This is a genomic window from Mesorhizobium sp. M7A.F.Ca.US.006.01.1.1 (assembly GCF_003997935.1).
Lineage (GTDB): Bacteria > Pseudomonadota > Alphaproteobacteria > Rhizobiales > Rhizobiaceae > Mesorhizobium.
Window position 1 is genome coordinate 1 of record NZ_RZQL01000478.1, and the last position, 1409, is coordinate 1409.

Below are 1409 nucleotides of genomic sequence, written 5' to 3' on the forward strand. Positions count from 1 at the left end.
TCCGGCATCAACCGGCGGACATGCTCGTAGGCGTTTTCGTCCGGCCGGAGATCGTCGAGCTGATGCTGGGCGAAGATCGCCACCTTCAGCCCGGGCGCCACCGTCATGGTGCCGCTCTCCTGCTTCAGCCGGCCCGACAGCAATTTGGCGAAGGTCGACTTGCCGTTGCCGTTGGCGCCGAGCAGCGCGATGCGGTCGTCGGCGTCGATACGCAGCGTCATCTTCTTGAGGATCGGCTGCCCCTCGGTGTAGCCGACATTGACGTTGTTCAGCGCCACGATCGGCGAGGCCACCGTCTTCACCGGCTCGGGGAAGGAGAACGGCCGCACCGAGTCGTTCACGAGGGCCGCGATCGGTTTCATCTTCTCCAGCGCCTTGATGCGCGACTGCGCCTGTCTCGCCTTGGAGGCCTTGGCGCGGAACCGCTCGACGAAGGATTCCATGTGCTTGCGGGCGGCCTCCTGCTTGACCCGGCCCTTCTCCTGCAATTCCTTCTGCTCTGTATATTGACGCTCGAACTGGTCGTAGCCGCCGCGCCAGAAGGTCAGCTTTTTCTGGTCGAGGTGAACGATCGAGTTGACGGCACGGTTGAGCAGGTCGCGGTCGTGCGAGATCAAAAGCACGGTGTGCGGATACTTCGACACGTAGTTTTCCAGCCACAGCGTGCCTTCGAGATCGAGATAGTTGGTCGGCTCGTCGAGCAGCAGAAGGTCGGGCTCGGCAAACAGCACCGCGGCGAGCGCCACGCGCATGCGCCAACCGCCGGAGAAGGACGAGGCCGGACGCCTTTGCGCGGCGTCATCGAAGCCGAGGCCGGCGAGAATGGTGGCGGCGCGGGATTCGGCTGAGTGCGCGTCGATATCGGCCAGCCGCATATGGATGTCGGCGATACGGTGCGGATCGGTCGCCGTCTTTTCCTCTTCGAGCAGCGCCGTGCGTTCGAGATCGGCCTTGAGCACGATCTCGATCAGCGCATCCTCGGTGCCCGGCGCTTCCTGCGCCACCTGGCCGATGCGGGTGCTCTTCGGCAGGCTGATCGAGCCTGTCTCGGACGGGAAATCGCCGGTGATGGCCTTGAACAGTGTCGTCTTGCCGGTGCCGTTGCGGCCGACAAGGCCGGCCTTGGTGCCGGCCGGCAAGGTCAGCGAGGCATGGTCGAGAAGCAAGCGTCCGGCCATGCGGAGCGATAGGTCGTTGATGATCAGCATGGCCGCGCTTTTGCACCGGACATCAACGCTTCGCAAGGCCTTGCGGGCCAGTTGACCGCACAAGGCCTCGAAACGACGCCCGCCAGGGCGTCGTCAAAGCAGCCGAACAGTGGCTTGCCTGCTCTCAGGCAGTCGCCTTGCGCTTCGTTGCCTTGGCGACAGCGGCCGGCGCTGCTGCCAGCTTGCGGCCAAGTCCCGTCG

Annotated in this window: 1 protein-coding gene; it reads right to left on the reverse strand. The window is 64.7% G+C overall.

From position 1 onward, the window contains the following. On the reverse strand, positions 1 to 1208 hold a 1208-nt coding region (locus EN943_RS36970; protein WP_164778610.1), incomplete at its 3' end, for an ABC-F family ATP-binding cassette domain-containing protein. Between the last annotated feature and the right edge of the window lie 201 nt (positions 1209 to 1409).